Origin of the sequence: Roseateles cavernae, assembly GCF_040187885.1 — a bacterium.
Taxonomy (GTDB): domain Bacteria; phylum Pseudomonadota; class Gammaproteobacteria; order Burkholderiales; family Burkholderiaceae_C; genus Roseateles_E; species Roseateles_E cavernae.
Window position 1 is genome coordinate 25,036 of the sequence record NZ_JBDPLH010000015.1, and the last position, 24,311, is coordinate 49,346.

Sequence of the window (24,311 nt, forward strand, 5' to 3'; positions counted from 1 at the left end):
GTAGTCCCCATGGCCTCTTTGCAAGATTTCAAGGTTCTGACATTCGACGTGGTCGGCACGCTGATCGACTTCGAGCGCGGCATGCTGAACTATCTGCATGCGGCCCTGCCCGACAGCCCCGTCGGCGACGAAGACTTCCTGGCCGCCTACCGCCGCGCCCGCGCCAGCAAGGAGGTGATCGCCTACCCGGACGATCTGGTGCGCTGCTGGCACAGCATCGCCGCCGAGCTGGGCCTGCCCGACACGCCGGCGCTGGCCCAGGGCCTGCGCGACTCGGTGCCGCAGTGGCCGGCTTTTCCCGACTCGGTGCAGGCGCTCAAGCGCCTGCGCACGCGCTTCAAGCTGGTCGCGATGACCAATGCCCAGCGCTGGGCGCTGTCGCATTTCGAGAAGACGCTGGAGATGCCCTTCGACGACAGCGTCACGGCCGATGACGCGCTGTGCGAGAAGCCCGACCCGGTCTTCTTCGCCTTCGCCCGCGGCCGCCTGAGCACGCGCGGCTACAGCCAGGCCGACAATCTGCATGTGGCGCAAAGCCAGTACCACGATATCGGCGTGGCCAAACGCCTGGGTCTGAAGACCTGCTGGATCGAGCGCCGCCACCAGCAGCCCGGCTTCGGCGGCACCCTGGAGGTCAAGCAGATCACCGAGCCCGACTATCACTTCTTCACGCTGGCTCAGCTGGCCGATGCGGTCGATGAAGGCAGGTAGTCGATGAGCGCCCACGAGGAGGTCGCCGATCTGCTGCCGGCGCTGATCGCGCTGCGCCGCGATCTGCATGCCCACCCCGAGCTGGCCTTCGCCGAGCACCGCACCGCCGCCATCGTCGCGGCCGCGCTGCGCGAGCTCAAGCTGGAGGTGCATGAGGGCCTGGGCGGCACCGGCGTCGTCGGCCTGCTGCGCAACGGCTCCGGCCCCAGCGTCGGCTTGCGCGCGGACATGGACGCGCTGCCGATGCAGGAGCTCAGCGGCCTGCCGCATGCCAGCCGCCACAGCGGCGTGCACCACGGCTGCGGCCACGACGGCCACACAGCCATGCTGCTGGGCGCAGCGCGCCAGCTGCTGCGGCATCGCGAACGCTTCAAGGGCACGGTGGTCTTCATCTTCCAGCCGGCCGAGGAAGGCCGCGGCGGGGCCAAGGCCATGGTCGACGCGGGCCTGTTCGAGCGTTTCCCCTGCGACGCGGTCTACGCGCTGCACAACTGGCCCGATCTGCCGCTGGGCCAGGCGCAGACCAGACCCGGCCCCATCATGGCGGCGGCCGACCGGTTCGACCTGACGGTGCGCGGCCGCGGCGGCCATGCGGCCCAGCCCCACCAGACCGCCGATGCCATCCTGGCCGCCAGCCAGCTGGTGACCCAGCTCAACACCATCGTCGCGCGCCGCATAGCCCCCGGCGAGTCGGCCGTGTTGTCGGTCACGCGCATCGAAGGCGGGCATTCGCACAATGTGCTGCCTGCCGAGGTGCAGATCACCGGCACGGTGCGCAGCTTCGATCCGGTCGCACAGGACCGCATCGAGGCCGCGCTGCGCGACTGCGCCGCCGGCGTCGCGCTGGGCAGCGGCACCGAGATCGCGGTGAGCTACACCCGCTACTACCCGGCCACCATCAACAGCGCGGCCGAGGCCGAGCTGGCGCTGGCCGCGGCCGCCGAGGCGGGTCTGCAGGCCAGCCTCGCGCCCCGCCCGGCCTTCACCTCGGAGGACTTCGCCTTCATGCTGCGCGCGCGGCCCGGCGCCTATCTGTGGCTGGGCCAGGGCCACGCCGGCGACTCCAGGCCGCTACACCACCCCGGCTACGACTTCAACGACGCGGCGCTGCCGCTGGGCATACGCTGGTTTGTCGCGGTGGTGCGCCAGGCCCTGCCGGCCTGAGCACGGCCCACGTCAGCCGCTCAACGCGGCAACGAACTGCATGCCCGGCCCCTCGTCCGGCCTCGGCACGAAACCGTGCCGCCGGTAGAACGCTGCCTTGCCCCTGGCGCAGAACAGCTGGATATCGCTGATGCCGGCCTCATGGCAGGCCGCGAGCAGCGATGACAGCAGGCTCGCGCCGATGCCGCGCCGCTGGAAGTCGGGGTGGACGATCATCTCGGTGATGAAGGCATGCAGATGCCCATCGGAGATGACCCTGACAAAACCGACCAGTTGCCCCTCGCGATAAGCAGCTCGCGTGCACCAGGAACCGGCCAGCGCGCCCGCGTAGTACGAGGCCTCCCGCGAGATCGGGCCCCAGCCGGTGCTGTCGTAGAGAGCCTTGAAAGCCTCGGGCGTCGGGGCCTCCCACCTGATTTCGATTTGATTCATGGTCAGTACAAAGAAGTCGGGCGCAAGAGGCCGAAGCGAGCCAGGCCGGTCTTCCTGGTTCGGCCTGACCTGTCGTTGAAATTGCGGCTGGCGAAGCCCATGCCCAAGAAACGTTCGTTCGGGATTCTTGGTTCCTAAACGACCGGTGCTGCAACCTGGTCCGTAGGTCCCGCAGAAAACGCGCCGCACCCGCGTCATTCGATACCGGAAGTACTGGCGCCCTTCAGCTTCCAGAGGAAGTATCCCTTCTTGTCAGCAAGTTCGCCTTGCTCTCTAAGGTGGGCTATGCGCTCGGCAACCAACGCCGCTGCCCCTGCGGCGAGTCCCGTTGCCAGCGACGCTGCGGGAGCGCCAATGAAAGCAGCGGCATTCAGGCCAACCAAACCCGTCAGAATGCCCTGTCTCCGAAGGGCACGCGACTGATTAATGCGACGGACGACCTTGCCGACCTCGTCAAGCGTGGCGTCAATCTGATTCCTCTGAATACTCCGCAGCTCGCGTGCGAAGCCCTCGGTGCCCAGTGCCGACTTGATGCCGCTCACAGCATCAAGGAGACTGCGGCTAAACGAACTGAAGGCGTCGTAGTTGTCGAGCTTGACTGCAGAGAGCGTTGCAATATCCAACCCTTCCAAAAATGGCACCTCCAACCTGAGCAGAGCCTGGAGACGGTCGTCCGGCAGCCACTCGTGCCTTTGGTGAAAAAGCGAGCTCGCACCAAAGTGACCCGGCAAATCAACCTCTTTTTTCAGGAACTCAAGCTCCATAGCCAGCGGCGGGATGAACGGTGCATAGACAACTTGCCCCGTCTTCATGTAGTCCCTGCCTGGGCCACCGATCCAATCCAGAAACTCGGACGGGATGGGGTGGAAGGAAGATCCAGCGTAGGCTATGTGAAGGCCGTTATTCAAGGTCTTGTGCTCGCTCGTCCAGAAGAATTCCGGACGATGAAGCAGCGTCAATGGCGGTGGACGAAGTCGGCGGAGTTCATCCAGAACCTCTGGTATGAAGCCGGGTCGATATTCACCCGTTGGGACAGGTATGTCTCGGTAGCCAGCCACATCGGTCGCCCAGTCTCGCGTGTCTCGAAGGATTAGGGTGTCTGCGATGAGGAAGAGGCGCTTGGCAAGCGCCTCGAAGTTCTTGAACGACCGAACGTTCAGAATGATGTTTAGCCCCCGGTGGGCAGTCAGCGCTGCGGACAGCGCCTCGCTGTTGGCCCGATACCAGAACTCGACCAACCCCGGAAAGTCCTCGGGATCACGTTCTGTGAAATCGAACAGGTCTCGTTGAATTCTTGCAAGAAGCATGTCGGTAGATACGAGTCGAGCCAGGGCAAGCAAATCTAGCATCGGTCTCGACTGGCACGGGGAGAGTATTGATGCGCCGCGTTGCCACGAGATCCAACATCTAGCTGGCATTGATGGCGATCCGGCCTCACCTCACCTCCTCTCTCAGGGTCTGTCGTGGTCAGGCCTTGCCAGTCATTGACGAGGCCGAGCCGAACGTAGGAATTCCGAAACGCCATCAGCGCGTAGTCGAGCCGTACCCGGCGAGCGGGTGCATGGCCGGTCAAGCGATGGAGGGTGCTGGTGCTTCCATGCATGTGGGAGTTCGAGCGCAGCGGGCGATGGCTTGGGCTCAACCCTTGAAGCAGGCCCTCCTTTTGGTGACTTTTCCTGGGCCAGCAGGAAAAGTTACCCGCCCGCCGGGGCGGCATCCCGGCTTGGTGGAAGGGGCGGTGGCCTTGCCACTACGACATGCGGATCTTGATGGGCCTGGGCTTCGCGCGATGTAGTGGTTCACACAAGGCCCAGGCCGGGATTTCGCCCCGGCGGGCGAGTGCCTTTCTTCTGCTGGCCCAGAAGAAAGGCACCAAAGAAGAGGGCCTCGACATTCATCCGAGCCCAAGCCTTTGCCCGCTGCGCTCGGACCGAGGTTGGCACCGAGCACCGCCGTGCCGACTCCAGCGTCCGTACCCCAGAGTCGCTCGCCGGGTACGGCTCGACTTACCGCTCAACAGTCGGCGCGCGCCGTTCCGAGAGGGCGTCGAAGTGCTTCACCTGGCAATAGAGTCGGCTGAGTTGCTTGATCTGCACGCTTCGGGCCGGGCCGGGACATCCAAAGCCGAACACTTCTCTGGGATCGGGCAACCTCATCCCCTCAGAGCCGTATCCAATGATTGTCCAGCTCCATCGCCGGCAAGGCCTTGCCCGCCCCATCCGGCAGATGCAGCACCTGGCCGCGCCCGCCGGCCCAGATTCCCGCGTGGCCATCGGGGCTCTCGGCCAGCGCGCAGGCTTCGGGCAAGGGGGTCAGGCCTTGCCACAAGCCCTGGGCATCGAAGCGGGCCACGCCGCCGCTGCGCGGGCAGCCGATCGCAAAGCCTTCGGCGCTGGCGGCGATGTCGCCGCCGTAGCCGGCCAGCGCGGGCTGTTGCGCAGCCAGGCGCAGCGCATGGCCATCGAAGACCGCGAGAATGGGCGCGGCCGCCTTGGCGGCCTTGTCCTCATGCTCGGCCTGGATCGCGATGCCCAAGCGGCCATCGGGCCGCCAGGCCAGATGGCGCAGGCTCAGGCGGGCATCGTCCACGCGCCATTGCCCGCGCAGCTCGCCACTGCCGGCATCGAGCCGCACCAGGGACGAGTCCATCGCGGCCAGGTCCAGCTTCAGACGCCCGCTCTCGGGCCGGGTCTGGATGCCGCCATTGGCGACCCAGAGGCTGTCGCCGCGCGGCAGCAGCTCATGCACATCGACGCCATGGCTGGGCCACTCGGCGATCTTCTGCAGACTCTTCGCGTCGCGCAGGCCGACCAGGCCGGCACCGCTGTCCAGATCGGTCTCGCCGCTGTAGAGGTGGCGGCCATCGGGGCTCAGCGCCAGATGGCCAGTGAAAGCCCGCTCGGGCTCGATCCACTGCCATTGCAGCGCCCGGCCGGTCTGCGGCGACAAGCGCAGCAGCCAGTCGCCGGGCCGGCGCGCCACCGCCAGCAGGCTGGAACCGCCGCGCTCGCGCAGCAGGCCATGGGCGCGGGTCGGCACCTCGATGCTGGCCGCGATGCGCAGCGCCGCGCCGACCGCCTCCAGCCGGCCGACCCGGTAGCTGGGGGCCTCGTCGCGCCAGGCGGCGGCCAGCTGCACGGCGCCGCCGGCCGCCCGGGCCAGCCCGCCGGCCAGCAGGCCCGCGCCCAGGGTCAGGACTTGCCGGCGCTCAATCACCATCGGCATCCGAAAAGCCCAGGCTCAGATCCAGCGCCGGCGCCACCTGCTCCTGGACCAGACGCTTGAGCGCCTCCAGCGCCTTCGCGGCGGCCAGCACCGGCGCCGGCTGGGCCGGGTTCAGACCCTGCAGCTTGGCATCGGCGACCAGCGCGCTGCTGCGCAGCGCATCGGCCTCCCGGTTGCGGCCGCGGCCGCGCAGCCAGCTCTCCAGCGGCACCAGGCCCTCGCCCGGCGCCGGCGCGCGCTGCCGGCCTTCGAACAGGGCCAGGCCGCGCAGGCTTTGCCATTGCGCGGCCCAGGCGGCGGCGGTCAGGCCGCTGGTGGCACGGGGCAGGGCTTCCTTGCCTGAGCGCAGCGGCTTCTCCATCTGGGCCCAGCGCAGGCGTTCGAGCCCGCCGACCCATTGGTTCAAGAGTTCGGCGCTGCCGGCCAGCTGGGCCTCCTCGTCCCAGGCCTCGGGCTCGCGCGCCGCCAGCTCGGCAAAGCCCTGGCGCAGCGCCTGCGCCTCGGCCACCAGCTCCTCGACCAGCAGCGCCGCATAGCGCCGCGCCGACAGTTCCATGCGCGGCTGCCACAGCAGCTGCTCCAGCGCCGGCAGGCCCTTGGCCGGCGTGCCGACACGCTCCAGCCCCTTCAGATCGGCCGGCGCGGCCGCGATGGCCTTGGCGATCAGGGCCGGCCGGCTCGGCGCGAAATCGATCTGGCGCTGCGAGCGCCGCGCCAGCACCGGACCCAGGGCCGGCGTCGCCAGCCGTTCCCAGGCCAGCATCGCGCCGGCCCAGGCAGGCCGGTCCAGACGCTGCTGCAGCTGGGCCACCGCCTGCGCAAAGGCCTCGGCGCGCGGCAGCGACCAGTGGCGATACAGGCCCTGCAGCATCTGCAGCGGCGTGTAGGCCGGCACCGCCTCGCGGGCCCAGTCGCTCTGGGCGCGGGCCAGGCCGCAGACGCCCAGGCCCGCCAGGAACAGACGACGGTCCAGCATCACAGCGACTCCACGAACTTCACCAGCGCGGCGCGCTCGGCGCGCGTCATGCCCAGTACCTGCTGCTTGGCCGCTTCGGCCTCGCCGCCATGCCACAGCACGGCCTCCAGCACGCCGCGCGCGCGGCCATCGTGCAGCAGCCGGCTGTGGCCGTTGACGTCCTTGATCAGGCCGATGCCCCACAGCGGCGGCGTCTTCCACTGCCGGCCGCTGGCCTGGAAGTCGGGCCGGCCATCGGCCAGGCCCTCGCCCATATCGTGCAGCAGCAGATCGGTATAGGGCCAGACCTTCTGGCCGTTCAGCGCCTTGCTGCTCAGGCTGGGAAACGGGCCCTCGGCGGTGGTGTAGCTGGGCCGGTGGCAGGCCGCGCACTGGGCCCGCTGGAACAAGACCTGACCCTTTTTGACCTGCAGATCGTCGATCTTGCGGCGCGCCGGCGGCGCCAGCGTGGCCTGGTAGAACACCACATCGGCCAGGGTCTTCGCATCGATCTCGACGCCCTGCCCCTTGGCACCGCGCGGCGCGGCACGGCAATCGGCCTGGGCCGGCATGCAGTCTTCCTGCGGGAACTGCGGCGAGGTGATGCCCATATCGCCGAGAAAGGCGCCGGCGCTCTGGTGCGCGATGGTGGCCACATTGGCCTTCCAGCCGAAGCGGCCGATCATGGGCTGCTCGGCAAAGGCGTCCCAGACCCGGTTCACCTGGCCCTTGATCGGGCCCGGCGCGGCCGCCTGCTCGGCGGCATTGCGCAGGATATCGGCCTCGGCAATCGCCTCCAGCAGGCCGACGCCGATCAGCTGCGGCGCGATGCGCGGGCCGATCATCACGTCCGGTGCCATGGCCCCATAGCCGAGCTGTCCAAAGCTGTAGTGCGGCTTCAGCAGGCTGTAGCGGCTGCCGTCCTTGAAGCGGCCGGCAACGGTCTCATAGCGCAGCAAGACCTGACCCTCGGGTCGGACGCCCTGCACCGCCGCATTGCTGAACTGCCCGCCATAGACCGGCTCCGGCGCCGGCCCGCCATGGGCATCGGTGCCCGGCACCGACAAGCGCATCAGCAAGCCGACCGGCTGGTCATGCAGGCCTTTTCGGAAGCTCGGCGGCGCGCCGCGCCCGTCCTGCACATGACAGCCGCCGCAGCTGCGGGCAATGAAATGCGGGCCCAGGCCGTCGCGGGCGGTGGTCGAGGCCGGGGCCTCGACCCAGTTGCGGCGGAAGAAGCTGTTGCCGATCGCGAAGCGGGTGCGCTCCTCGTCGCTCAGATTGGCGGCCGGGAAGGAGAAGGCATTGCGGCCATCGGCGTAGACCGTGGTGGCGCCGCCGGTCTTCTCCGCATCGTCGCTGGTGGCGGCGCCCACGCCATACACAACGGCCGCCAGGCTCGCGCCGGCGGCCAGCATCCATCCTCTCATGGCTGGACCAGGGTCAGCTTGGTGATGCCGATGGCCGTGGCGGCCTCGACCAGCAGCTTGCTCTGCGCCGTCAGGCTGTCAATCGTGGCCTGGATGCGCAAGCGCCCGGGCGCCGTCTTGTCGCCCAGGATCTCCTGGTCGAACGGCGCCTGGATCTTGCCGGCGGCGGCCACCGAGCCGGCCAGCTGCTCGCTCAGTCGCTGAGCCAGCGCCGCATCCTTGGCGGCCACCAGATCGCGCAGCGCCGGGCCCTGCAGCAGCGTGCCGTCGGCCCGCTGGTAGCGGCCCAGCCAGACGTTCTCTATGCCCAGCGCATTGGTGACCGCATCTCGGTGGGTGTTGTCGGAAAAGCAGGAATGCTCGTCTTCCTGGTCCTGGCTGGCCAGCGCCACTTCCAGGCGCTCGCCGGCCAACTCGCCGCGCGACAGCGAGCCCAGGCCCACCAGCATCTTGCGCAGCGACTCCTGACCGCCCTTTTCGAACTTCGCGCGGTAGTTGTTCTTGGCGCCGGGCGCCCAGGCCTTGAGCAGGCCCTGCAGATCGTCGATCAGCAGATCGGTCACGACCGCCAGGTACTGGCGGCGCCGGTCGGCATTGGGTGCCTTGCCGTCGACGAAGTCCTCGAAGCTGCGGTCGCCAGGTCCGGTGGGGGACAGGTCTTGCCCCCACAGCAGGAACTCGATCGCATGCCAGCCGGTGGCGACGTTTTCCTCGCCGCCGCGCTCGTTCTGCGCCGCCAGGCTGGCCTTGCTGATCTTGAAGCCGCGCCTGTTGACCAGGCCGCTGGCGCTCTTGCCCTCGATGCGATCCACATAGCTCTCATCCATCGGCCAGGCGTTGAGCTGGCCCTCAGGCCCCTTGTCGTTGTCGATCGGGCCGCCGTAGAAACGGAAAGCCTCGGTCTGGCCGTAGAACTCGCGCGCCGCCAGCCAGGCCTGGCGCGCCGCCTGCAAGTGCTCGGGCGAAGGCTGGGCGATGAAGTCCTTGATGCGCTGGCGCAGGGTCTGGGCGGCCTGCAAGGTGTCGGCATAGTTGGCCTGGACCAGGGCTGCGTAATGGGTGTTGACGGCCGCCGGCGTGGCGTTCGCTGCGGCGGCGGTCTGGGCCTGGGCGGGCAGCGCGGTCAACAGGGCCGGGCCGACGGCCAGGCTCAAAAGCAGGGCAAGAGATTTCATGACGGATATGCAAATGCGAGTAATTTGCATTCTCGCATTTAATCCAGCCCCCTCTCAAGCCGGCGGTCGCAAGAGCGCACGGATGCGCTCGCGGTCGAAGCCCAGGATGGTCTGGCCGCGCACGACAAAGGTCGGCGTGCCGCGTGCGCCGCGCGCCTGGTACTCGGCCAGGCAGCTGGCGTCGCGCTCGACAAAGCACTCGCGGTGCGGCACTTGCTGCTCCTGGAGCCAGGCGCTGGCGCGTTTGCAGAACACGCAGCTGGTCGAGGACAGCATCAGGATGTCCTGCGGCCCGGCCCAGCGGCGCAGGTCCTCGGCCTGCTCGTCGGCATGCCGCGAGCCGGCCCATTTCGACAGCCCCCACACTGCCCCGACGATCAGCAGCAGCGAGACGAGACCGGAGCGCGTTGATTTCTTCAGCATCGCGCGATGCTACGCCGGCACCCGGTAATGGCCGGCGCTCATCAGATCGATGCCGCAGGCCAGGCCCTCGGCCCAGGCGATGAAGTCGGGCACGGCCGCACCCGCCAGCGGTGCGCCGTGCTGGGGCACGATCATCGCGATATCGAGTTCGCGCACCATCGCCGCCCACAGGCGCAGCACCTTGTTGCTGACCATATAGCGGCGGTGAAAGCCCTCCATATGGCGGATATGGCCGTCCAGCCGGGTGACGGTCTGGCCGGGCTGCAGATCGGCGCCCAGCGAGGCGCCCAGATCGCCGGAAAACAGGATGCGGCTGATGGGGTCGTAAAACTGGAAATTGCCCTCGGCGTGCAGGAAATGCGCCGGCAGCGCCCAGAGCTCGAAGCCATCGGCCTCGCCCTGCCCCAGACGCAGGCGGGCACCGGCGTCGGGCAGGCCGATGATGCGGCCCACCGTCTTGCCGGGCTTGCAGAAGTGCGGCGCGAAGCGCTCCCAGATGCGCGAGATATAGACCGGCGCCGTCGTGGCCGTCATCCAGCGGTCCAGCGAGGCAATGATGTCGGGGTCGGCGTGCGAGGCCAGGATGGCCGCCAGCCTGTGCGGCGGCATATGCCGGGTCAGCCCCAGATAGAGCTCGTTGTAGGCGAGATTGCCACCGGGGTCGAGGATGGCGCCGGTGGCCCCATGCACCAGCAGGAACTGGTTCGATTGCACCGCCTCGCCATCCTCCTGGGTCAGATTGGAGAACATCAGGCACAGGTGCGAGCCCTGGCGGAACAGTTCGGTCGGCATCGCGCCCCTCCCCTCTTGTAGAGGGAGGGACTCTAGCCAGCCGGCCTGGCGGCCGGCTTGAGCAGGATCAAGTCAGACGGCCGCCGTGACGACGATCTCGACCTTCCATTCCGGCCGGGCCAGATTGGCCTCGACGGTGGCGCGCGGCGGGGCGTTGCCGGCGGCCACCCAGGCTTCCCAGGCGGCATTCATGCCGGCAAAGTCGGCCAGGTCCTTGATGAAGACCTCGGCGCGCAGGATCTTGCTCTTGTCGCTGCCGGCGCGGGCCAGCAGCTTGTCGATCGCGGCCAGCACCTGGGCGGTCTGGCCGGTGATGTCCTGGCTGGCGTCATCGGGAACCTGGCCGGCCAGATAGGCCACACCGTTGTGCACGGCCATCTCGGAGATGCGGGCGCCGACGTCGAATCGCTGAATGCTCATTGCTTTTTATCCTTGGGGTGGTGGTGAGAATGACCGCGCGGCTTGGGGCCTTCGCCGTGCGGGTGTTTTTTGCTCGCGCCGGCCGGCGGCACTGCGGCCGAACCTTGTGCCTTTTGCCCGATCTTGCTCTCGGTGCCGTTCATCAGCTTCTTGATATTGGCGGCATGGCGCCAGATCAAGAGCAGGCCCATCAGGCCGGCGCACAGCACGATGGGGCCGGCGCCCCAGATCAGCATCTGGTAGAACGGTGCGAACACCGCCGCGACCAGCGAGGCCAGCGAGGAGTAGCGCGAGAAATAGGCAATGATCAGCCAGGTGGCCAGCGTGGCCGCGCCCAGCAGCGGGTTGATGGCCAAGAGCACGCCGGCCGCCGTGGCCACGCCCTTGCCGCCCTCGAAGCGGAAGAACACCGGCCACAGATGGCCCAGAAAAGCCGCCAGCCCCACCAGGGCCGCCGTGCCGTCGCCCAGGCCCCAGGTCGGTCCGAACAGCAGCACCAGCAGCACCGGCACATAGCCCTTCAGCGCATCGAACACCAGGGTCAGGACGGCGGCGGCCTTGTTGCCCGAGCGCAGCACATTGGTGGCGCCTGGGTTGCCCGAGCCGTAGCTGCGCGGGTCTGACAGACCCATCACGCGGCTGATGATGACGGCAAAGGACAGCGAGCCGATCAGATAGCCGGCCAGGATGGCCAGCAGGGGGTAGAAGGTATCTTGCATGGGCCGCTATTGTGCATCGGCGTCCAGCGCGCAATGGACGCTGCGCAGCGGCAGCAAGTCGGGCAGAACCCGCGGGTCAATGCCGACCAGATAGCCGCGCCGCCCGCCGTTGATGCAGATCTTAGGCAAAGCCAGGATCGTCGCCTCGACGAATACAGGCATCGCCTTGCGCGTGCCGAACGGCGAGGTGCCGCCCACCATATAGCCGCTGTGGCGCTGCGCCACCTCGGGCTTGCAGGGCTCGACCTTTTTGCAGGGGATCTGGCGCGCCAGCTCCTTCAGGCTGACCTGGCGGTCGCCATGCATCAGCACGATCAGCGGCTGGGCCTTCTCATCCTGCATCACCAGGGTCTTGACGACCTCGTGCTCCGGCACGCCCAGCTGCCGCGCCGACTCGGCCGTGCCGCCGTGCTCGACATAGTCGTAGACATGCTCGCTGAACGCGATCTTGTGCTGGCGCAGCAGCTGGGTGGCCGGGGTCTCGCTGACATGGGGGGAGGACTTCTTGCTCATGGGCGAATTCTGGCCCAGGCCCGGCCGTCGGGCTTGTACCGGATTGCGCAGCGGCCCCGCTGCCCCGCTCAGCCATGCTGCCGGCGGATGTCGCCGGCCAGCTAGCGCAGCTGCGCCTGCAGCCAGCGCTGCAGATCGGCCGCACTCAGCGCGCCGGCCTGGCGGGCGATCTCGCGGCCGCCCTGGAACAGCATCAGGGTCGGGATGCTGCGGATGTTGTAGGCCGCCGCGGTCTGCCGGTTGGCCTCGGTGTCGAGCTTGGCGAAGCGGATCAGCGGCTGCTGAGCCGCGGCCTGGGCGAAATGCGGGGCCATCATCTTGCAGGGGCCGCACCAGTCGGCCCAGAAGTCCACCAGCACCGGCAGCTCGGTCTTGCCGACAAAGGCGGCGAAGCTGGCGTCGCTCAGATCGACCGGCCGCGCCGCCATCAGCTCAGCCCCGCAGCGGCCACAGACCGGCTGGTCTTCGAGCTTGGCTTCGGGCACGCGGTTGGTGGCGGCGCAGGCGGGGCAGACGAGGTGCATGGTGGGCATCGTGAAGACAGTCAATGTCAGCACATCAGGGGACGAAGACCTGGATTGCAAGCCCCACGGCCCGACCGCCTTCCTTCAGGCGCTGGTCTTCAACAGATCCAGCAGATCCTGCCGGGCCGAATCGGCGTGGGCCAGCACCGCCGCGCTGGCGGCCTCGGCATCGCGCTTGACGATGGCCTTGACGATCTTGCGGTGCTGGGCGATCACCTTGTCCTGCCGGCCGGGGCCATAGCCATGGACGCGACGGAAGGCGTCGACCAGGCTGCTGCGCGCCTGCAGCACCTCAAGCGCCTGGGCGTTGTCGGCCAGACTGTCCAGATGGTGATGGAACTCGCGGTTGGCCGCGACACTGGCCGCCACATCGCCGGCGCCGGCCGCGTCCTCATAGGCCCGCGACAGCTGCTCCAGGGCCTTCAGCTGCGCGTCCGAGGCACGCAGGCAGGCCAGCCGCGCCAACATCGACTGCAGTGCGCCGCGCAGGTGATAGGTGTCGTCGATGAACTTCGCATCCACGCTGGGGATCACCGCACCGCGGTTCATGCGCATCTCGATCACGCCCTCGCCCTGCAGCTGCAGCAGCGCCTCGCGCACCGGGATGTTGCTGACCTGGTAATGCGCGCCCAGCTCGGCCAGCGTGATGTGGGAGCCCAGGGCCCAGACACCGGCGACGATGTCATCGCGGATCTGCTCGCGCAGCCGCAGATAGGTCGGGGTGTTGATCGCTTGCCGGACTGCCATTGTTGTTCCTGTCCCTGCTCTCTGTCTTCGAGACTCGGAGTTGATTTTATTAAATGCACTTTACTACTTCAGCCGGTCTGCATCAGCGCAGCTGGCAGCCCGTCGCCAAAACCCGCGATACGGTAGAGCTGGCCGTCAGCACCACCCGGCGCCCAGCCCGGCCGCTGCAGCGAGGTGATGAACAGGTCCTGCCCGTCGGGACCGCCATGGCAGGGCATGGTCGGCGCACGGCAGGGCAGCGGGACGGCGCCCAGACGCCGTCCCGCTGCGTCGAATCGGTTCAGGCAACCGGCCGACACACCGGCCGACAGGTAGTTGTCCTGTGCGTCGACCAGCGCCCCATCGGGCCGGCCATCGGCCTCCAGCGAGCACGCGAACGCGACCGACTCACCCATAAGACCCTGACCCTCGTCCCAGGGCGCCCACCAGATCTGGCCGCTGAAACTGTCGGAGAAGTAGAGCCGGTGCCCGTCGCGGCTCCAGGCCAGGCCGTTGGCCACCGTCAGGCCCTCGTGCAGGCGCAAGACCTGCCCCTGCGCGTCGACACGGTAGAGCGCGCCATGCGGCTGCTTGTCGGCCACGCTGTCGTCCATCGAGCCGACCAGCCACCAGCGCCCGCTGGGCGAGACCTTGCCGTCATTGAGACGGTTGCGTGGGCGGTCGGTCTCGACATCGGCAAAGGCACTCAGCGTGTGGCATGCCGGGTCGAACAGCCAGGCCTGGCTGCGCAGAGCCAGCAGCAGCCGCCCGTCCTGGCGCAGCGCCAGCGCACCGACCGGCTCGGGCAGCGTCCAGCGTGAGAGCTGTGCAGTGTCGGGCACCAGCCTCAGCAGCTCGGGCGCGCGTACATCGATCCACCACAGGCAGCCGCGCGCAGCGTCCCACAGCGGCGACTCGCCGACCCGGTTGTCGACCCGGTAGACGCTCAGCCGCTCGCCCAGCGGCCGATGTTCAACGCCCGCGGCGCGCTCGTTCAGGATCACCGTCGTACTCCGCGGCGGCAAAGTGGCCGCCCTGATAGATCTCGCCGACCGGGCTGTCGCTGCGCCGCCCCAGCAGCCGCTCGGCGAAGGCATCGGCGCTGTGACGCGGCCGGTAGCCCAGCGCCTCGGCGCGCCGGTTGTCCCACCAGCTGCGGCTGTTGGCCGAGGCGCCGTAGACGATCTCGCAGAGGTAGTCGGCCGTCAGGCCGATACCCACCAAGGCCGCCAGGTCCTCCGGGTGGATCCAGTGCGAGAGCATGCGCTCGTCGCTGGGTTCGGGCGCGCAATGGCCGATGCGCAGACCGAAGCCGCGCAGCCCGTGCTTGTCGGCATAGAGACTGGCCAGCCCCTCCATGAAGACCTTGCTGAGGCCGTAGCGCGAATCGGGCCGAGGCGGCACCGTCTCGTCCAGGCGCTGGCCGCGCGGGTAGAAACCCACCGCATGATTGGAGCTGGCGTAGATGATGCGCTTCACTCCGTGCTGGCGCGCCGCCTCCCACAAGCGCGTGGTGCCGATGACATTGGACGGCAGCAGGGTCTCCCAGTCGGCCTCGCGCGGATAGCCGGCGAAATGCACGATGGCATCGACACCGGCCAGCAGCTCCGGCTGCTCGCCGATATTGACCAGCTCGCCGATATGGACTGGACAGCCCGGCGCCTCGAAAGCCACACGGTCGCTCAGACGCAGCTCGGCGCAAGCCTCGCGCAGCGGCGCGCGGATGCTGCGGGCCAGGCGACCGGCCGCGCCGGTCAGCAGGACAACAGGTTTTTTTGTGCTCATGTCAGAGATGAGGATAGCGGGACTGCTGCGCCAGGCTCCAGGCCGCGTAGGCCGTCTTCTTGTCCTCGTCCAGCAGCGGATACAGGCCGAATAGGCCGTCGCCGGCGATGATGCGCTCGTTGACCCAGTCCTCGTACATGGTCTGGCGATAGGCCTCCTCGGCCACCACATCCGCCAGATGGCGCGGGATCACGACCACGCCCTCGGCGTCACCCATCAGCACATCGCCGGGGTAGACCGACACACCGCCGCAGGCAATCGGCCGCTGCAGGTCGACGGCATGGTGGCGGATCAGATTGGTCGGTGCCGAGGCACGCTGGTGATAGGCCGGAAAAGGCAGGGCCGCGATCTCGGGGCTGTCGCGGAAGCCCCCGTCTGTGATCACGGCGGCGCAGCCGCGCTTCATCAGGCGGGTGACCAGCAGGTTGCCGCTGGACGCGGCCTGCGCGTCGCCGCGGCTGTCCATCACCAGCACATGGCCGGCCGGGCACTCCTCGACCGCGACGCGCTGCGGATGGGCGCGGTCCTCGAAGGCGTTCAGCGGATCGAGGTCCTCGCGCGCCGGGATGTAGCGCAAGGTGAAGGCCGGCGCGACAAAGCGCGCGCTGGCCGGGTTCAGCGGATGCACGTTCTGCATGAAGACATTGCGAAAGCCACGCTTGAACATCACCGTGGTCAGGGTCGCGGTGGACGCGGCCAGCAGGCGGGCATGGGTCTTGGGGTCGAGTGCGGACTCGTGGGTGGTGCTCATCAGGCGTTCTTTCTGAACAGTTGCAGCCGTTGGCGGCGGGCTTGGAGGGTCAGGCTCTCGGCCTCGGTGCCGGGGTTGTAGCCACCGGTGGCGATGGCCAGATTGCGCTGGCTGGGAAACCGGGCGATGCGCTCGGCGGCAATGGCGGTGCCCAGGCCCGGCGCCGTGGGCACGGCGATATGGCCGTCGGCGATGGACAGGGCTTGCGTGATCACCGTGTCGCGCTCGGACCAGTCGGGGTCCATGCGCTCCAGCACCAGGCCATTGGGCAAGGCGCCAAGCAGATGGACGGCGGCGAACTCGGCCAGCGGGCCCAGCGAGCCGCTGTGCGGCGCGAACTGCAGCGAATGCGCTTCGGCGATGGCGGCGAGCTTGCGCATCTGGGTCAGGCCACCGAAGCGACCGGTATCGGGCTGCACCACATCGACCAGGCCTTCGGTGATGAAGGGCAGCATCTCGGCCAGGGTCGACAGGCGCTCGCCGGTGGCCAGGGGCAGCGCCAGCTTGTCGCGCACCCGGCGCCAGCCGGGCAGATCGTCCGAGGCCACCGGCTCCTCCAGGAACAGCAGACCCAGCGGCTCCAGTTCGCGGCCGATGGCGATGGCGTCGGCCGCATTGAGCCACGGCGGGCCGTGCAGGTCCACCATCAGATCGATGTCGGGGCCGACAGCGGCCCGGATCGCATGGGCTCGCTCGACCACGCCCGCGATGCCGCCGACCTTGATCGCCTGCACGCCGCGCGCCACGGCCGCCTGCGCCGCCGCAACGCTGGAGGCATGGGTGTAGTAAGGCACACGCTCGCGCAGCGGGCCGCCCAGCAGCTGGCAGACCGGCACACCCAGGGTCTGGGCGCGCAGATCCCACAGCGCCATGTCGATCGCGGCGATCGCGCCGCCGCCCACCGTGCCGACCTGACCATGGCCCATCAGCGCGGTGCGCATGCGCTGATGCAGGCGCTCGATCGACAGCACGGGTTCGCCGACCAGGAAGTCGCCCAGGCCCTCGACCGCCGCCGCGACCACGCGCGGCCAGCCCGAGCCCTCACCGCAGCCGACACGGCCGTCGTCGGTTTGCACGGTGACGAACAGCCAGTTGCGGCTGCTGGCCAGCGCGCTCTTGCCGGTGGCCGACCAGCCGGTCTGCGGCGGCCCGCCGGCCTGCATCAGATGGGTATGAATCGCGGTGATGCATGGAGGCATCGTCTTCACTCCGGCTTGATGTTGGCGGCCTTGATCAAGGCTCCCCAGCGGCCCAGCTCGGCCAGGTAGTGCTTCTGGAACTCGTCCGGCGTCTTGCTGGTGACCACGGTGTAGCCCAGCTGGTCGCCGACGCGGCCGGTGAAGCTCGGGCTGGCGGCGGCGGCGACCACGGCCTTGTGCAGCTTGGCCAGCACCTCGGGCGGCGTGCCGGCCTTGACGGCAATGCCCTGCCAGCTGCGGATGAAGGTCTCGGGCGCCAGGCCCAGCTCGGCCGCGCTCCTGACCTGGGGCAGCGCGGCGACGCGCTTGTCCTGCATCACCGCCACCGCGCGCATGCGGCCCGAGTCCACCATCTGCTTGAGCCCGCCCGACATCAGGTCGAACATCACATCGATCTCGCCGGCCAGCAAGGCCTGGTTGGCCGGCGCGCCGCCGCGGTAGGGCACATGCAGGAAAGGCACGTTCTGGCTGCGCGAGAACAGCTCCAGCGCCAGATGCGAGGAGGTGCCGATGCCACCCGAGCCAGCCTTGAGTCCGCCGCTGGTCTTGTGGGCCGCACGCACGATGTCCACCGGCTGCTGGAAGCTGCCGCTGCCCGGCGTCAACATCACCACCGGCACGCTGGTGATCTGGCTGACCATGGTGAGGTCCGACCTGGGCTCGTACTTGACGCCGGCCAGCCAGGGGTTGGTGGCGAGATGGATGGCGGCGAACAGCAGCGTGTAGCCATCGGCCGGCGCACCCAGCACCGACTGGGTGGCGATATTGCCGCCTGCACCGCTCTTGTTGTCGATATTGACGCGCTGCCCCAGCTGCTTGCTGAGCTCCTCGGCCAGCTGGCGCGCCACCGTGTCGGCTGCGCCGCCTGGGGCAAATCCCACCACCAGGGTGACGGGCTTGTCCGGGTAGGCCTGTGCCACGCCGCCAAGCACGCTCGCTGTGGCGAGCGCCGCGAGCAACACCGTATTGAGCACCATCGATCGCTTCATCTTGTCTCCAATGTCTTGTCTGAAGGGTATGCGATCCGGCGCCCTCTCGGCCACTTCATCGCATGCTGGAAAGTATAGGCTATACATTTTATAAAATCCATCGTATGCTTTATTCATGACATCAGACATCGCACTCAGCCCTCTGCTGATCGACGGCGAATGGCTCGCCACCGACCGGGTTTACGAGAACATCAACCCCTCCGACACCGAGGAGCGGGTCGGGCGCTTTCATCTGGCCGATGCGGCACTGGCGCGCCGCGCCGTCGCCGCCGCGACGCTCGCGCAGCCGGGCTGGGCCGACCAGTCACCGCAGCTGCGCGCCGAGGTGCTTGACCGTGCCGGCAGCGAGCTGCTGGCACGGCGCGCCGAGCTCGGCGAGCTGCTGGCCCGTGAAGAGGGCAAGACCCTGCCCGAGGCCATGGGCGAGGTGCAGCGCGCCGCGCAGATCTTCAAGTTCCAGGCCCAGCAGGCGCTGCAGGCCGAGGGCGAGCTCTATGCCTCGACCCGCGCCGGGCTGCGCGTGGAGGTGCGGCACGAACCGGTGGGCGTGGTGGGCATCATCACGCCCTGGAACTTTCCCATTGCCATTCCCGCCTGGAAGATCGCGCCCGCCCTCGCCCATGGCAACACGGTGGTGCTCAAGCCGGCCGAAAGCGTGCCGGCCAGCGCCTGGGCCCTGGTGGACATCCTGCAGCGCGCCGGCCTGCCGCCGGGGGTGCTGAACTTCGTCCCTGGCAGCGGCCGCGAGGTCGGCCAGACCCTGCTGGACGACGCGCGCGTGCGCGCCATCAGCTTCACCGGCTCGGTGGCCACCGGCCAGCATGTGGCCGCAGCCTGTAGCGCCCGCCAGGCGCGCTACCAGCTCGAGATGGGCGGCAAGAACCCGCTGGTGGTGCTGGACGATGCCGATCTGGAGATCGCGCTGGACTGCGCAGTCCAGGGCGCGTTCTATTCGACCGGCCAGCGCTGCACCGCCAGCTCGCGGCTGATCGTCACCAAGGGCATCTACACCAAGTTCCGCGATGCGTTGATAGCGCGGGTGGCCGCGCTGCGCGTCGGCCATGCGTTGGACCCGGACACCCAGATCGGTCCGGTGGTCGACGAGGCGCAGCTGGCCCAGGACCTGCGCTATATCGCGCTGGGCCGTGAGGAAGGCGCACGCCTGGCGGCGGGCGGCGAGCTGTTGCACCGCCGCCGGCCCGGCCACTACCTGGCGCCGGCCCTGTTCGTCGATGCCGACAACACGATGCGCATCAGCCAGGAGGAGATCTTCGGCCCGGTGGCGGTGCTGATCGCGGCCGACGATGCCGAGCATGCGCTGGCCCTGGCCAATGACACGCCCTTCGGCCTCTCGGCCGGTGTCTGCACCGGCTCGCTGAAGCTGGCCCATCACTTCCAGCGCCGGCTACAGGCCGGCATGGTGATGGTCAACGCGCCGACCGCCGGCGTCGACCACCACGTGCCCTTCGGCGGCAGCAAGGCCTCGAGCTTCGGTCCCCGTGAGCAGGGCCCACAGGCCCGGCAATTTTTCACGCAGACGAAGACCAGCTACATCCGCCCCTGAATTTCAATTCGCCGCACCAAGACGGCCCCACTTTCCTATCACTACCCTCATAGAAGGAGACAAGCATGAAGCAAACAAAACAACTCTTGCCGCTGGCCTTGCTGGCCCTGATCGGCGCCGCGCAGGCGCAGTCCGGTGTGACGATCTACGGCCGTCTGGACCTGAGCATCACCAAGCAGAACAGCGGCACTTCGGCGCTGACGGCCAACAACGGCCGCAGCGGCCCGGCCGGCAATCGCTGGGACCTGCGCCATGGCTCGGAGAACCGGCTCGGTTTTCGCGGCATCGAGGATCTGGGCGGCGGGCTGCAGGCCGGCTTCCAGATCGAGCATCGCTTTCTCGGCGACACCGGCGTGGCCGATCCGGTGTTCTGGAAGGCTCGCTCCTTCGTGCATCTGGACAGCAAGGAGCTGGGCAGCGTGTATCTGGGCCGCGAGTATGTGCCGATCTTCTGGCCCGCGCTCAAGCTCGACCCCTGGGGCTGGGACACCGTGGGCTCGCCCAGTCTGAACCATCAGCTGGCGACCTATCGCATCGACGGCCATGCGCGCGCGAACAACTCGGTCGGCTACCGCTCGCCCACGCTGCATGGCTTCAGCAGCAATGTGGCCGTTTCAGCCGGCGAAGGGGTGCGCGATCGATCGGTGGGCGCCAATATCGAGTACACGGCCGGTGCGCTCTATCTGGCCGCCGGCTTCGACCGCCAGGCCAGCAACAACCGCGTTGCACTGATCGGCGGCGCCTATGACTTCGGCTTCATCCGCCCCCGCGTCTCCTTCACCAGCGCCGAGGTGAGCGGCCGGGCCGCGAAGAACCTGACGCTGGCCGCCAGCATGCCGGTGGGCAACCATCTGGCCCGGTTCGCCGTGGCGCGGCTGGACCCCGAGGGCGGCAATAACAACACCACCAAGCTGGGCGTCGGCTACGAGCACTTCCTCAGCAAGCGCACCTCGGTCTACAGCGATCTGGGCAGCTCCAAGCAACAAGGCACGGTCGCCGGCAAGGCGCTGACCCGCAGCACCGTCGTGGACTTCGGGCTCAAGCACAACTTCTGAGCCACGGGCGCCGAGCGCGCCCTGATTGCCTCGCACTCAATCCTGGAGACAAGCCATGATCAAGAAGAACGCCGCGCTTGCGGCATCGACAATCGCCGCAATGGCAGCCCTGCTGCTGACGACGCTCGCTCAGGCCCAGACCGCGCCGCCGCCGCGCGTGCCGCTGGCGCCGCAGGTGCTCTCCAACGGGCCCATCCATGCGAAGGATGCGGCCCGTTTCGGCTACCTCGGCCTGGTCCGCACGCGCAGCGCCGCCGAGATCCGCGCCGCCGGGCTGAGTCACCCCTTTGGCATCGGCGGCGAGACCACCGACCGCGACTACAGCAGCTTCGATCTGTGGAAGAGCTATCTGGGCCCCACCGGCGCGCTGAAGGTACGCGTGCAATCGGGCTGGCACGACATCGAGAAAGTCATCACCCAGCCTGCCAGCTACGACTTCGCCAAGCTCGACAAGATCGTCGATGGCGCGCTCGCCCGGGGTGTTGAGCCCTATGTTTTCTTGGGCTATGGCAACGAGCGCCCGGGCTGCCTGAACTGCGGCACCCGCAATCTGGCCGGCGCGCTGCCCACCGGCACCGGCAAGCAGAAGTTCCTCGACTATGTGCGCGCCACCGTGACACGCTACAGCCAGCCGACCGCTCGCGTCACCGACTGGGAGATCTGGAACGAGCCGGACGGACATGTGCCCGTCGATCAGTATGCGCAGCTGATCGTCGAGGTGGCCCAGTTGATCAAGAGCATCCAGCCCCAGGCCAAGCTGACCATTGGCTCCTTCACCGCTGGCGTCATGGGTGGCTCGACCACATCGAGCTCCATTTATGCAAAGACGGCTGTCGACTACTTCGCCGCCAACCGCGGCCCCGGCGTGCCGGCCGCCGATGTGGCGGTCGCCTATCACCCGTACTACGCGTCGGTCGACCATGACAACTTCCCCAGCGAATTGGCCAAGTACCAGTGGTTCAAGGACATGGTCGAAGTGCATGGTTTCCGCATCCGCCAGAACGAGAACGGCGCACCGTCCGGACCCTGCCTGTACTACGCGCTGTGCGGCCTGGCCTGGACCGAGGAAGATCAGGCCAAATACCTGCTGCGGCGACTGCTGGGAGACTTCTCGCGGGGCGTCGAGTCCAGCATCTTCACCCTGGTCGACCTGCACTACGACGCGACCAAGAACGTCAAAGGCCTGCTGGAGACCGGCACCTGGGACGGCAATGTGGACACCCCCTACTTGAACGGCGACCAGACCGTCAAGCGCCAGAAGGTGGCCTACCGTGCCTACCAGCACGTCACCGCCATCTTCGACAACCGCCTCAAGCTCGTGCCGGACGCCGGCTGCAGCAAGCCCTATGGCTACACCGTTCAGGCCTACACGCGCAACGAGCCCGGTGGCGTGGTGCGCAATCTGATCGCGGTCTGGCGCAAGGTCGATGCCCTGCCGCGCCCCACCACCGAAGCCTCTATCGACATCACATGCAGCAAATTCCACTTTCCCCGTTTTGCCGGCAACCCGACGCTGCGCCCGCGACTGGTCGACATGGTCGACGGCCGGGTCTATGCGCTGAACACCTCCGACACGGTCGCGCTCAACGACGCGGTCGGCAACAAGCTGCAGATCAAGGCGCTGCCGGTGGCGGACTACCCGGTGCTGCTGTCCGACCAGGGCATCGTGCTCTTCGATTGATCAGGAGCGCTGCGATGAAAACTCTGCTGCTATCCCTTGCGCTGCTGGGCGCATCCACCGCCCATGCCGGCGTACTGAGCTTCGACGATCTGCCGCCCGGCAGCACCCGGGCCATGCCGGCCAGCTACCAGGGCTTTGGCTTCAGCGGCTGGTTCCACAGTGACTACGAGTACCCGGACGGCGACCCGAGCACGCCCTGGAGCCCCTACCAGCCCGCGTCGGGCATGCGCAATATCTTCACCGACTTTGCCGACCCGTCCGACCCGGCAACCCAGTTCGCGACGCTCGGACCGCTGATCAGCGCCGCAGAGGACTTCGTGTTCGACGGCGCCCATGTGTCGGGCTACTCGCCGGTCAGCTTCGTGCTGTTTCTCGACGGCGTCGAGGTGCATCGCTCGGCCACGCTGCCGCTGGCGCCAGGCGCCGACGGCAGCCACGCCTTTCTGGCCAGCGGCTACGCCGGCCGCGTGGACGCGGTGGCGGTGCACGGCGTGCAAGGCTATTACGCGCTGGACGACTTCAGCTTCTCCGCCGTCTCTGCGGTGCCCGAACCAGGCAGCCTGGGCCTGCTGGGCGCGGGTCTAGGCCTGCTGGCCTGGCGCATGCGCCGGCGGGCGAAGCAGCCGGCGCCAGCCCATCACCACGCCCGTCAGGCTCAGGCCCAGGCCGGCCAGGCTGAAGACCAGCATCCAGCCGTCCCATAGCGGACGCAGCGCCAGCAGCTGCGGCAGATCGAAGCTGTGCGCAAAGGCGAACAGCCAGCGCTCGGCCCGCTGGCGGCTGTTGCTGACCTGCAGCACCGCGCCGCTGGCCGGGTCCAGCACGATGTGGTGGGCCAGCGCATCGCCGAAGACCAGGCGCAGCGCCGGCAGCGGGCGCTCGCGCTGCCCGGTCATCGTGTGGGCCTCGCGGGCGTAGTAGTGGGCATCGTAGCCGCGCAGCCACTGGCGCTGCAGCAGCGGCGCGCCGGGCAGCATGGCGCGGGCCGCCACCACCAGGCTCGCTTCGTCAAGACCTGGCACCACCTCGCCTCGCGCATCGAGCAGCCACGCGCCGCTGGCGCTCTGGGCCCAGACGTAGTGCGAGCCACCGATGCGGCGCCACTCCAGCAGCCGCGCCTCGAAGCCCTGCGCGGCCAGACGGGCCAGCACCAGATCGGCCGGCGGCGCCGCGCCGGCCTGCAGCGGGCCGCCGGCATAGGCCTGGCGATCGGGCTTCAGCCCTTGCGCCTCGAAGACCTTCCAGGGATTCATCGACAGCAGGCCGCTGATCACCCAGCTTAGCGCCAGCGTGCCGCCGAGCAGGCCAAGGATGTGGTGCCAGCGCGCCATCCGGCCGCGATAAGGCGAGCGCGAGCCGCTCTTGTAGCGGCCCTTGAAGCGCCAGCGCCAGAGGCCGACCACCAGGCCGCTGAGCCCCAGCACGCCGCCGGCCAGCGACAGCCAGATCACGATATCGGTCCACCAGGCATTCAGCGCCCCGCCGCGAAAGAGGTAGAGCCAGTGCAGCCAGGCGCCCAGCCAGCCCCAGGTCCGCTCGCTCAGGCTGGCATCGCGCACCACCTCGCCGCTGACGCCGCTGATATAGAGCCAGCGGCCGTCATCGACCGCGACCCGGTGCAGCGGCCGGTGGGCATCGAGCGCGCGCGAATGGGTCCAGGCGTCTTCCTGCACCGGGCCCAGGCTGCGCGCCGCAGCGCCACCGGCGAAGTGCGCGGCCGCCGCCACGGCCTGGGCCTCGTCCACGCCGGTGATGCGCGCGCCGCTGCGCGCATCGACTGCGGCCACGCTCTTGCCGCGAGCGTCGCTGAACAGATAGCGCGGCTGGCCGGCCACCGTGGCCAGCCGCCACTGCGTCGGCGCCTTGTCCAGACCAGCGGCCTGCAGCGCCTGTTCCAGCGGCACGCAGCAGCCCTGGGCCGGCAGCGGCGCCAGCCCCTGCAGCTGCTCGGCGGGGGTCAGTTTGGGATAGCCGACATACATCATCACCATGCCGGACAGGAACCACAGCGCCATCACCAGGCACAGCGCGATACCGGCCCAGCGATGCAGCAGATAGAGCCAACGCTTGAGTCTCAT

Annotated in this window: 24 protein-coding genes and 1 pseudogene; 6 read left to right on the forward strand and 19 right to left on the reverse strand. The window is 68.4% G+C overall.

Annotation, left to right across the window (positions count from 1 at the left end; translation table 11 throughout):
• Positions 1 to 9 precede the first annotated feature (9 nt).
• Positions 10 to 711, forward strand: coding sequence for an HAD-IA family hydrolase (locus ABGI63_RS24070; RefSeq protein WP_349745097.1), 702 nt, complete (start codon positions 10 to 12; stop codon positions 709 to 711).
• A 3-nt stretch (positions 712 to 714) separates the two neighbouring features.
• Positions 715 to 1,875 carry an amidohydrolase gene (locus ABGI63_RS24075; RefSeq protein WP_349745098.1) on the forward strand — a complete coding sequence of 387 codons (1,161 nt, stop codon included), beginning with the start codon at positions 715 to 717 and terminating at the stop codon, positions 1,873 to 1,875.
• A gap of 12 nt (positions 1,876 to 1,887) precedes the next feature.
• Here the strand turns inward: ABGI63_RS24075 and ABGI63_RS24080 are convergent, their stop codons facing one another.
• The 18 genes from ABGI63_RS24080 to ABGI63_RS24165 form a co-directional block, all read right to left on the reverse strand.
• Complete coding sequence (locus ABGI63_RS24080; RefSeq protein ID WP_349745099.1) at positions 1,888 to 2,307, reverse strand: GNAT family N-acetyltransferase; 420 nt, start codon at positions 2,305 to 2,307, stop codon at positions 1,888 to 1,890.
• A gap of 194 nt (positions 2,308 to 2,501) precedes the next feature.
• Entirely contained in the window at positions 2,502 to 3,614 is a 1,113-nt protein-coding gene (locus ABGI63_RS24085) for a hypothetical protein (protein ID WP_349745100.1), read from the reverse strand.
• Between the two features lie 853 nt (positions 3,615 to 4,467).
• Entirely contained in the window at positions 4,468 to 5,532 is a 1,065-nt protein-coding gene (locus ABGI63_RS24090) for a DUF1513 domain-containing protein (RefSeq protein ID WP_349745101.1), read from the reverse strand.
• A complete protein-coding gene (locus ABGI63_RS24095; protein WP_349745102.1) occupies positions 5,516 to 6,508 on the reverse strand; it encodes an imelysin family protein in 993 nt (330 codons plus the stop codon). Before ABGI63_RS24095 ends, ABGI63_RS24090 begins: the two co-directional genes overlap by 17 nt.
• Positions 6,508 to 7,917 (reverse strand): di-heme oxidoreductase family protein, encoded by a 1,410-nt coding sequence (locus ABGI63_RS24100; protein WP_349745103.1) that lies wholly within the window; start codon positions 7,915 to 7,917, stop codon positions 6,508 to 6,510. Before ABGI63_RS24100 ends, ABGI63_RS24095 begins: the two co-directional genes overlap by 1 nt.
• On the reverse strand, positions 7,914 to 9,092 hold the full coding sequence (locus tag ABGI63_RS24105; RefSeq protein ID WP_349745104.1) for an imelysin family protein: 1,179 nt from the start codon (positions 9,090 to 9,092) through the stop codon (positions 7,914 to 7,916). Before ABGI63_RS24105 ends, ABGI63_RS24100 begins: the two co-directional genes overlap by 4 nt.
• Before the next feature lie 54 nt (positions 9,093 to 9,146).
• Positions 9,147 to 9,515: a glutaredoxin family protein gene (locus ABGI63_RS24110; RefSeq protein WP_349745105.1), complete on the reverse strand. Its 369-nt coding sequence runs from the start codon at positions 9,513 to 9,515 to the stop codon at positions 9,147 to 9,149.
• A 9-nt stretch (positions 9,516 to 9,524) separates the two neighbouring features.
• On the reverse strand, positions 9,525 to 10,307 hold the full coding sequence (locus ABGI63_RS24115) for an oxygen-binding di-iron domain-containing protein (protein WP_349745106.1): 783 nt from the start codon (positions 10,305 to 10,307) through the stop codon (positions 9,525 to 9,527).
• Between the two features lie 72 nt (positions 10,308 to 10,379).
• Complete coding sequence (locus ABGI63_RS24120) at positions 10,380 to 10,727, reverse strand: RidA family protein (protein WP_349745107.1); 348 nt, start codon at positions 10,725 to 10,727, stop codon at positions 10,380 to 10,382.
• Positions 10,724 to 11,446 carry a glycerol-3-phosphate 1-O-acyltransferase PlsY gene (gene plsY / locus ABGI63_RS24125; RefSeq protein ID WP_349745108.1) on the reverse strand — a complete coding sequence of 241 codons (723 nt, stop codon included), beginning with the start codon at positions 11,444 to 11,446 and terminating at the stop codon, positions 10,724 to 10,726. Before plsY ends, ABGI63_RS24120 begins: the two co-directional genes overlap by 4 nt.
• A 6-nt stretch (positions 11,447 to 11,452) precedes the next feature.
• A complete protein-coding gene (gene ybaK, locus ABGI63_RS24130) occupies positions 11,453 to 11,959 on the reverse strand; it encodes a Cys-tRNA(Pro) deacylase (RefSeq protein WP_349745109.1) in 507 nt (168 codons plus the stop codon).
• A gap of 101 nt (positions 11,960 to 12,060) precedes the next feature.
• Positions 12,061 to 12,483: a thioredoxin TrxC gene (gene trxC / locus ABGI63_RS24135; RefSeq protein WP_269840657.1), complete on the reverse strand. Its 423-nt coding sequence runs from the start codon at positions 12,481 to 12,483 to the stop codon at positions 12,061 to 12,063.
• Between the two features lie 84 nt (positions 12,484 to 12,567).
• The gene (locus ABGI63_RS24140) at positions 12,568 to 13,230 is read right to left on the reverse strand and encodes a GntR family transcriptional regulator (protein ID WP_349745110.1); all 663 of its coding nucleotides are present in this window, start codon (positions 13,228 to 13,230) and stop codon (positions 12,568 to 12,570) included.
• A gap of 68 nt (positions 13,231 to 13,298) precedes the next feature.
• Entirely contained in the window at positions 13,299 to 14,213 is a 915-nt protein-coding gene (locus ABGI63_RS24145) for an SMP-30/gluconolactonase/LRE family protein (protein WP_349745111.1), read from the reverse strand.
• Positions 14,182 to 14,994: an NAD-dependent epimerase/dehydratase family protein gene (locus ABGI63_RS24150; protein ID WP_349745112.1), complete on the reverse strand. Its 813-nt coding sequence runs from the start codon at positions 14,992 to 14,994 to the stop codon at positions 14,182 to 14,184. Before ABGI63_RS24150 ends, ABGI63_RS24145 begins: the two co-directional genes overlap by 32 nt.
• A gap of 1 nt (position 14,995) precedes the next feature.
• Positions 14,996 to 15,745 (reverse strand): ribonuclease activity regulator RraA, encoded by a 750-nt coding sequence (locus ABGI63_RS24155; protein ID WP_349745113.1) that lies wholly within the window; start codon positions 15,743 to 15,745, stop codon positions 14,996 to 14,998.
• A complete protein-coding gene (locus tag ABGI63_RS24160; RefSeq protein WP_349745114.1) occupies positions 15,745 to 16,944 on the reverse strand; it encodes a mandelate racemase/muconate lactonizing enzyme family protein in 1,200 nt (399 codons plus the stop codon). The genes ABGI63_RS24155 and ABGI63_RS24160 overlap by 1 nt, the downstream gene beginning before the upstream one ends.
• Before the next feature lie 5 nt (positions 16,945 to 16,949).
• Complete coding sequence (locus ABGI63_RS24165) at positions 16,950 to 17,933, reverse strand: Bug family tripartite tricarboxylate transporter substrate binding protein (RefSeq protein ID WP_349745115.1); 984 nt, start codon at positions 17,931 to 17,933, stop codon at positions 16,950 to 16,952.
• Between the two features lie 115 nt (positions 17,934 to 18,048).
• Here ABGI63_RS24165 and ABGI63_RS24170 point away from each other — a divergent pair, with 115 nt between their 5' ends.
• The 4 genes and pseudogenes from ABGI63_RS24170 to ABGI63_RS24185 all read left to right on the forward strand — a co-directional run.
• On the forward strand, positions 18,049 to 19,497 hold the full coding sequence (locus ABGI63_RS24170; protein ID WP_349745116.1) for an aldehyde dehydrogenase family protein: 1,449 nt from the start codon (positions 18,049 to 18,051) through the stop codon (positions 19,495 to 19,497).
• A gap of 65 nt (positions 19,498 to 19,562) precedes the next feature.
• Complete coding sequence (locus ABGI63_RS24175; protein WP_349745117.1) at positions 19,563 to 20,552, forward strand: porin; 990 nt, start codon at positions 19,563 to 19,565, stop codon at positions 20,550 to 20,552.
• A gap of 55 nt (positions 20,553 to 20,607) precedes the next feature.
• A complete protein-coding gene (locus ABGI63_RS24180; protein WP_349745118.1) occupies positions 20,608 to 22,233 on the forward strand; it encodes a hypothetical protein in 1,626 nt (541 codons plus the stop codon).
• Between the two features lie 224 nt (positions 22,234 to 22,457).
• Positions 22,458 to 22,817, forward strand: a pseudogene (locus ABGI63_RS24185) (hypothetical protein); the annotation flags it as partial.
• Here the strand turns inward: ABGI63_RS24185 and ABGI63_RS24190 are convergent.
• The gene (locus tag ABGI63_RS24190; RefSeq protein ID WP_349745119.1) at positions 22,815 to 24,311 is read right to left on the reverse strand and encodes a PepSY domain-containing protein; all 1,497 of its coding nucleotides are present in this window, start codon (positions 24,309 to 24,311) and stop codon (positions 22,815 to 22,817) included. The pseudogene ABGI63_RS24185 and the gene ABGI63_RS24190 sit on opposite strands and share 3 nt — an antisense overlap.

Excerpts from the sequence above, each read along its gene's own strand:
- ABGI63_RS24155 (WP_349745113.1), bottom strand. The coding sequence starts at position 15,745 with ATGAGCACCACCCACGAGTCCGCACTCGACCCCAAGACCCATGCCCGC.
- ABGI63_RS24120 (WP_349745107.1), bottom strand. The coding sequence starts at position 10,727 with ATGAGCATTCAGCGATTCGACGTCGGCGCCCGCATCTCCGAGATGGCC.
- ABGI63_RS24090 (WP_349745101.1), bottom strand. The coding sequence starts at position 5,532 with ATGCCGATGGTGATTGAGCGCCGGCAAGTCCTGACCCTGGGCGCGGGC.
- ABGI63_RS24150 (WP_349745112.1), bottom strand. The coding sequence starts at position 14,994 with ATGAGCACAAAAAAACCTGTTGTCCTGCTGACCGGCGCGGCCGGTCGC.
- ABGI63_RS24160 (WP_349745114.1), bottom strand. The coding sequence starts at position 16,944 with ATGCCTCCATGCATCACCGCGATTCATACCCATCTGATGCAGGCCGGC.
- ABGI63_RS24165 (WP_349745115.1), bottom strand. The coding sequence starts at position 17,933 with ATGAAGCGATCGATGGTGCTCAATACGGTGTTGCTCGCGGCGCTCGCC.
- ABGI63_RS24095 (WP_349745102.1), bottom strand. The coding sequence starts at position 6,508 with ATGCTGGACCGTCGTCTGTTCCTGGCGGGCCTGGGCGTCTGCGGCCTG.
- ABGI63_RS24115 (WP_349745106.1), bottom strand. The coding sequence starts at position 10,307 with ATGCCGACCGAACTGTTCCGCCAGGGCTCGCACCTGTGCCTGATGTTC.
- ABGI63_RS24140 (WP_349745110.1), bottom strand. The coding sequence starts at position 13,230 with ATGGCAGTCCGGCAAGCGATCAACACCCCGACCTATCTGCGGCTGCGC.
- ABGI63_RS24110 (WP_349745105.1), bottom strand. The coding sequence starts at position 9,515 with ATGCTGAAGAAATCAACGCGCTCCGGTCTCGTCTCGCTGCTGCTGATC.
- ABGI63_RS24175 (WP_349745117.1), top strand. The coding sequence starts at position 19,563 with ATGAAGCAAACAAAACAACTCTTGCCGCTGGCCTTGCTGGCCCTGATC.
- trxC (WP_269840657.1), bottom strand. The coding sequence starts at position 12,483 with ATGCACCTCGTCTGCCCCGCCTGCGCCGCCACCAACCGCGTGCCCGAA.
- plsY (WP_349745108.1), bottom strand. The coding sequence starts at position 11,446 with ATGCAAGATACCTTCTACCCCCTGCTGGCCATCCTGGCCGGCTATCTG.
- ABGI63_RS24105 (WP_349745104.1), bottom strand. The coding sequence starts at position 9,092 with ATGAAATCTCTTGCCCTGCTTTTGAGCCTGGCCGTCGGCCCGGCCCTG.
- ABGI63_RS24080 (WP_349745099.1), bottom strand. The coding sequence starts at position 2,307 with ATGAATCAAATCGAAATCAGGTGGGAGGCCCCGACGCCCGAGGCTTTC.
- ABGI63_RS24100 (WP_349745103.1), bottom strand. The coding sequence starts at position 7,917 with ATGAGAGGATGGATGCTGGCCGCCGGCGCGAGCCTGGCGGCCGTTGTG.
- ABGI63_RS24070 (WP_349745097.1), top strand. The coding sequence starts at position 10 with ATGGCCTCTTTGCAAGATTTCAAGGTTCTGACATTCGACGTGGTCGGC.
- ABGI63_RS24075 (WP_349745098.1), top strand. The coding sequence starts at position 715 with ATGAGCGCCCACGAGGAGGTCGCCGATCTGCTGCCGGCGCTGATCGCG.
- ABGI63_RS24085 (WP_349745100.1), bottom strand. The coding sequence starts at position 3,614 with ATGCTTCTTGCAAGAATTCAACGAGACCTGTTCGATTTCACAGAACGT.
- ABGI63_RS24170 (WP_349745116.1), top strand. The coding sequence starts at position 18,049 with ATGACATCAGACATCGCACTCAGCCCTCTGCTGATCGACGGCGAATGG.
- ABGI63_RS24190 (WP_349745119.1), bottom strand. The coding sequence starts at position 24,311 with ATGAGACTCAAGCGTTGGCTCTATCTGCTGCATCGCTGGGCCGGTATC.
- ybaK (WP_349745109.1), bottom strand. The coding sequence starts at position 11,959 with ATGAGCAAGAAGTCCTCCCCCCATGTCAGCGAGACCCCGGCCACCCAG.
- ABGI63_RS24180 (WP_349745118.1), top strand. The coding sequence starts at position 20,608 with ATGATCAAGAAGAACGCCGCGCTTGCGGCATCGACAATCGCCGCAATG.